At 59.7% G+C, this 4,499-nt stretch carries 7 protein-coding genes; 2 read left to right on the top strand and 5 right to left on the bottom strand.

Annotated elements, in window-relative coordinates; genetic code table 11:
- Window positions 1–223: 223 nt before the first annotated feature.
- Genes EOD15_RS29220 through EOD15_RS35990 form a run of 4 tightly spaced genes read right to left on the bottom strand, consistent with a single transcriptional unit; the run spans window position 224 to window position 2,225 of the window.
- The gene (locus EOD15_RS29220; protein ID WP_127323314.1) at window positions 224–427 is read right to left on the bottom strand and encodes a hypothetical protein; all 204 of its coding nucleotides are present in this window, start codon (window positions 425–427) and stop codon (window positions 224–226) included.
- The gene (locus EOD15_RS29215; protein ID WP_127409074.1) at window positions 420–1,346 is read right to left on the bottom strand and encodes a DMT family transporter; all 927 of its coding nucleotides are present in this window, start codon (window positions 1,344–1,346) and stop codon (window positions 420–422) included. Before EOD15_RS29215 ends, EOD15_RS29220 begins: the two co-directional genes overlap by 8 nt.
- Before the next feature lie 45 nt (window positions 1,347–1,391).
- Window positions 1,392–1,559 (bottom strand): hypothetical protein, encoded by a 168-nt coding sequence (locus EOD15_RS37060; protein WP_245463797.1) that lies wholly within the window; start codon window positions 1,557–1,559, stop codon window positions 1,392–1,394.
- Window positions 1,560–1,574: 15 nt separating this feature from the next.
- Window positions 1,575–2,225, bottom strand: coding sequence for a hypothetical protein (locus EOD15_RS35990; RefSeq protein ID WP_245463796.1), 651 nt, complete (start codon window positions 2,223–2,225; stop codon window positions 1,575–1,577).
- A gap of 110 nt (window positions 2,226–2,335) precedes the next feature.
- On the opposite strand from EOD15_RS35990, the gene EOD15_RS29200 reads away from it, so the two are divergent.
- Entirely contained in the window at window positions 2,336–3,295 is a 960-nt protein-coding gene (locus EOD15_RS29200; protein WP_027037936.1) for a LysR substrate-binding domain-containing protein, read from the top strand.
- Between the two features lie 111 nt (window positions 3,296–3,406).
- Here the strand turns inward: EOD15_RS29200 and EOD15_RS29195 are convergent, their stop codons facing one another.
- Window positions 3,407–3,919, bottom strand: coding sequence for a DinB family protein (locus EOD15_RS29195; protein ID WP_013532473.1), 513 nt, complete (start codon window positions 3,917–3,919; stop codon window positions 3,407–3,409).
- 59 nt (window positions 3,920–3,978) lie between these two features.
- On the opposite strand from EOD15_RS29195, the gene EOD15_RS29190 reads away from it, so the two are divergent.
- Window positions 3,979–4,499, top strand: a 521-nt coding sequence (locus EOD15_RS29190; RefSeq protein WP_148129685.1) for a glutathione S-transferase family protein, incomplete at its 3' end; no start/stop codon positions are given.

The raw sequence follows: 4,499 nt of genomic DNA, 5'->3' as shown, positions 1-4,499 counted from the left end.
ACATAGGCCGAGACAATATCGGCCGTCAGCTCGATAACGGTCTTATCATCGATATTTGACAATTCTTTCACCTTATTTGCGACAAAATCCTCCACCCCAGCGAAGACTTGTGTCGATGTACTCTTTAACCGCGTCCCCCAACGGACCGCCAAGTCTCATAAAAGAATGAAGAATCGGCAAAAATAGCATTCATGCGAAATCGACGCCGCGCAAATTAGAAAATCTAATACTTGGAACCAGCAGACTTAGCGGCAGGACTTTCGTCCAAAATCTCCAGAATACGCTTCCAGCGGGCGCAACGCGCGAAATCCTTTTGTTCTATCGCCTTTTCGGCCCTCATCGCGGCGTAGAGCTGTGCCTCGGCGCCGAATTCGTCGATCAGCCAATGCGCTTCCTGAATGGCCAGACGCTCATTCTCGTCAAACATGGTTTTCGACCTCCGAACGTTCCACACCGACCGCGACACAACTGCCGATGACGAGGATGGCTCCGACAATGGCTGTCACCGTCAGCCGTTCGCCGGACAAGGTCAAAAGCAGGGTCGAGGCGATCGGCGTGAGATAGGCGACCACCGCGACCCTGCCGCTGCCTTCAAGCTTCAAGGCGCGCGACCAGAAATAGTAGCCCAGGCCCATCGGACCGGCGCCGAGATAAAGGCCGAGGGCCAGATCCGCGCCGACGGGCCAGGTGAAACCGTCGCGAGCGCACCACAGAAACATCAAAGCGACGCCAATCAAAGACGATGGCAGCAACAGGCGATCCGCTGGAGTGGCCACCCGTCCCACCATGATCGAATAGAAGGCCATGCATAGCGCGGACCCGAATGCGGCGAGATAGCCGACCAGATCGCCCTCGAACCAGGATTGGTTGCGCCCTCCCGAAATCACCAGTGCAACGCCGATGAAGCCCACCACCGCGGCGAGACCCAACAGTGCCGGACGCCGCGGATTTTCCAAGGCAATGACTGCCGCCGCTACCATCAGCGGCCAGGTGTAGGCCATCAGATTGGCCTCGATCACCGGCATCGAAGCGAAGGCGATGTATTGCAGCACCATGGTGCCGACCAGGCCGATGAAGCCGATCGCGAGAGAGATGAGCGCCCCCCCGGCGGTGACCGGTGCTACTCTTTCGCGGCTCATCAATCGGATGGCGGCGAACACGAGTGCTGCGCCTGCAAATTGCAGGAACTGGACCTGCGACACCGGGTGGCTGGCCAGCAGGGATTTGCCGACCAGGGCATTGGTGGACCACAACGCCACCGCACCGGCAGCGAAGACCAAAGCGGATATCGAGCCGGATCGCTGCCGAAACAATCGGCATGGGACTCTATGTTGCTGTTCGACCATGATCCTGTCCGAAAACCGGTTCCGACTTTTCGGGGTCATGGTTCATTACCATGATTCCCTGGCGTCGCCCGGAACCGGTGCCTCGACGGCGGTGGGCACGGGATGCTCCGCCTCGAACCGACGATAGGCAGGCAGCTGATTGGTCCAGACATCTTCGGCCAGTTCGCTGACCCACTCACGGTCGTGGTCGTTGTCGGCGGCGAGATAGAACATACGGTTGTCGTCGACCTAGGGCTTGGCCACCGAACGCTGGTTGAGCACCAGCGTGACGCGCTCGCCGAACCGGATCGGCGCGGTGCGATGCAGGACGCCCAGGAATTGCCCGAGCGTCGCGTAGTTCATCTTGTGATCGATGCGCATGACACTGTTGCGCGGGATCTCGCGGCCGGCTTCGAGAATGGCGCGGCCGGTTTCGGAGTCGTCGCAGTAGATTTCGAGGTGGCCGCCGACCAGCGGATTGCTGATCGACAGCGGAATGAGCTCTGTGACCGGAACGCCATCGCAATGCCACTCCACGGCGCCGTCGTTGGGATTCATGAAGGTGACCGTCGAGCCGACGATCGACAGCGGATAGGGCTCCAGCTTGGTGCCCATCATGTCGGACAGCCGCTCCAGGCGCAGCTTGTCATGCAGCAATTCCTTGATCTCGGGGATGAAACGGTCGGCCCCGGTGATGAAGGTCAGATCGAGGTGCTTGTGCACGGCGTGGCTGGCCTTGAGCTTCAGGGCAGCCTCCTCGATCGCGGCAAGCAGTGCCGGGTCATAGCCGTGCAAATATTGCGCGACACCGAAACTCGACACTTTCCAGGCGGTTTCATGGCCGATAATGGCTTCGCGGCTCATCGCATAACGCAGTTCGGGAATGGTATGGGCGTTCATTGTACTTCTCCAGGATGGGGGCAACACTTGGTAAACAGTCGATTAATTCACCCACCCCTGTAAAATTAGGAATGCTGGTGCTAGTGTAAGCCAAGCTTAAGGTCGAAACCGTGCGTCTGCTCAGTCAGGTCAACCTCAATTCGCTTAAAATCGTGGAGAGTGCTGCGAGGCACGGTAATTTCACGCGTGCCGGCGAAGAACAGTTTATTACCGCTTCAGCGGTCAGCCAGCGCGTGAAAAGCCTTGAGGACCAGCTTCGTTTCAAGATTTTCCAGCGCGGCGGCAATGCGGTGTCGTTGACGCCGGAGGGCGAGACCTATGTCTCGCGCGTTCGCGAGGCGCTGGAGCGAATCGTCGCCGCCAGCATGGAAGCGACCGGGCAGTCGCAGGAGCATGTGCTAAAAATATCGGTGCTTCCGACCTTTGCGGCACGCTGGCTGTTTCCGCGCCTGCCGCTGTTCCAGCAGCAATATCCCGATATCGTGATGCGGGTCTCGACCTCCTACGCGACGCATGAGTTCACGGCCTCGGAATTCGATCTCGAAATCCGTTATGGCGACGGTCACTTTCACGGGCTGCAATCCGATCTGCTGTTTCGCGAAGACCTGACACCGGTGTGCAGCCGCAAGCTGTTCCACGAAGTTCTCGGCGATAAGCGGCTGTCGAAGGTGACACCGGACGACCTCAAGCACTTCACCCTGCTGCATTCCGACACCTGCACCCAGAATTGGCAATCCTGGCTTGGTTTCGCCGGCGCCAGCTTCGTGCTCAGCGAGACCAAGAGCATCTATTTCGACTCGTGCATGATGTCCTACGAGGCAGCCAACTCCGGGATGGGTTTTGCCGTGGCCAACCGTGCCTATATGGCCAGCGACATCCGCGCCGAAAGGCTGGTGGCTCCCTTCGCCGTCCACCACCCGAACACGGCTGGTTGGTATTTTGTTTCCCCGCTGAGAGGCCTTGCCGCACGCAAGGTCCAGTTGTTCAAGCAGTGGGTGATGGCGGAAGCGGCTCTGACGCAGTGCCAACTGGACAGCGAAATCAGGGGCGAGGCTTCGACGGCCGCCTGAATCTCGGGCAAGTATCCGGTGTGCCGGCTAATTTCTGATGCACAGACAATGCTGCAGCACAAAATGCAGCGATAGTAGGCGCAAGCTCTTCGACCTTCGGACGGCACCGAATCAGGCGAAAGCTCTGCCCTCCTCGGTCCGCTGAAAAAGCATCAGGTCCAACCCCAGGCTTGGCCGTCCCAGGATAGTCAGGATCGTATGCGCCTGGCCGCGATGGTGGGTCTGGTGGTTGAAGACATGATCCAGCGCCGGCGCCAGCCTTTGCGAGACGGTGCGCATGTCCGAAACGGTCATGTAGGTGAAGCGGCCCGTCAACGCCTTGTCATTGAGGCCGCCGACCCAATCGATGATCCTCCTGTCCTCGGCTTCACGCGCCGCCCGCAGGCCGGTCAACCCCCGATGCAGGATGGCATCCAGTGTCGTCGGCGCGTCGCCCTCGCCGGTGAAGCGCTTCATCCAGATCCGGTCGGCCGTCAAAAGGTGGTTGAGCGTGCCCATCATCGAGCCGAAGAAGGCGCCGACATCGCGGTTGAATTCCTCATCATCGAGTTCGGCGGCGGCATCATAGATGCGACCGTTGGCCCATTGATTATAGGCCGCAAACATCATGAAATGCTGTCTCATGGCTTCCCTCGGCTCACGTCGATGCGGGGCCTACCTAACCCGCAGGAACGCCGCCGCCAATGACCATTCTGCTCTATGATCTCGTCGGACGCGACACCACACGTCCGTTCAGCCCGCATTGCTGGAAGGTGGTGATGGCGCTTGCCCACAAGGGGCTCGACATATCGACCGTACCGACGCGCTTTCTCGAGGTGCCCGCTGTCGAGGGCGGCGTTTCGAAAACCGTTCCGGTGATCCGGGACGGCGAGACGGTCGTCGCGGATTCCTTCGATATCGCGCTCTATCTCGATGAGGCCTATCCGGACCGGCCGACGCTGTTTGGCGGTGAAGGCGGCAAGGCAATGGCGCGCTTCATCGAACGCTGGTCGCAAGTGACCATTCATCCCTACGTGACCACCGCGGCCATCATGGACCTCCATGCTATGCAGGACGCGGAAAACGCCGTCTATTTCCGCCAGAGCCGGGAGCAGCGTCTTGGCAAACGGCTGGAGGAGGTGATGGCCGCCAGGGAGGCCGGGCTCGGCAATTTCAGAGCCTCGCTGGAGCCATTGCGCTCGACGCTCTTCTATCAGCCATTCAT

The sequence above is a fragment of the Mesorhizobium sp. M7A.T.Ca.US.000.02.2.1 genome, from assembly GCF_003996995.1.
GTDB lineage: Bacteria > Pseudomonadota > Alphaproteobacteria > Rhizobiales > Rhizobiaceae > Mesorhizobium.
Note: the sequence above shows the minus strand (reverse complement) of the source record. Positions and strands in the feature narration are given on the sequence as shown.

Excerpts from the sequence above, each read along its gene's own strand:
- EOD15_RS29215 (WP_127409074.1), bottom strand. The coding sequence starts at position 1,346 with ATGGTCGAACAGCAACATAGAGTCCCATGCCGATTGTTTCGGCAGCGA.
- EOD15_RS29220 (WP_127323314.1), bottom strand. The coding sequence starts at position 427 with ATGTTTGACGAGAATGAGCGTCTGGCCATTCAGGAAGCGCATTGGCTG.
- EOD15_RS29195 (WP_013532473.1), bottom strand. The coding sequence starts at position 3,919 with ATGAGACAGCATTTCATGATGTTTGCGGCCTATAATCAATGGGCCAAC.
- EOD15_RS37060 (WP_245463797.1), bottom strand. The coding sequence starts at position 1,559 with ATGTTCTATCTCGCCGCCGACAACGACCACGACCGTGAGTGGGTCAGC.
- EOD15_RS35990 (WP_245463796.1), bottom strand. The coding sequence starts at position 2,225 with ATGAACGCCCATACCATTCCCGAACTGCGTTATGCGATGAGCCGCGAA.